The organism is Vibrio sp. TMPB1044 (assembly GCF_030442075.1).
Lineage (GTDB): Bacteria > Pseudomonadota > Gammaproteobacteria > Enterobacterales > Vibrionaceae > Vibrio > Vibrio satsumensis.
Genome location: NZ_JAUJED010000079.1, coordinates 1 through 260, shown reverse-complemented (window position 1 = coordinate 260; position 260 = coordinate 1). Strand labels below are relative to the sequence as shown.

Below are 260 nucleotides of genomic sequence, written 5' to 3'. Positions count from 1 at the left end.
GGGAAGCCCCACACTACCATCGGCGCTATTGTGTTTCACTTCTGAGTTCGGCATGGAATCAGGTGGGTCCACAATGCTATGGTCGCCAAGCAAATTTTGCTTTTACTTTCAGCTTTTTAAAAACTGAAGGCAAAATAATCTGGAAAGCTTATCTAAAAGTTATTCTCTTCAAACTCATTCAAGGTCTGTCTTTGAGTCCACAAAACCCCTTGGGTGTTGTATGGTTAAGCCTCACGGGCAATTAGTACAGGTTAGCTCAA

The 260-nt window shown here is 42.7% G+C and carries 1 rRNA gene; it reads right to left on the bottom strand.

The features are described 5' to 3' along the window. Positions 1 to 90, bottom strand: a 5S ribosomal RNA gene (gene rrf / locus QQ041_RS23620); the annotation flags it as partial. Positions 91 to 260: the final 170 nt, after the last annotated feature.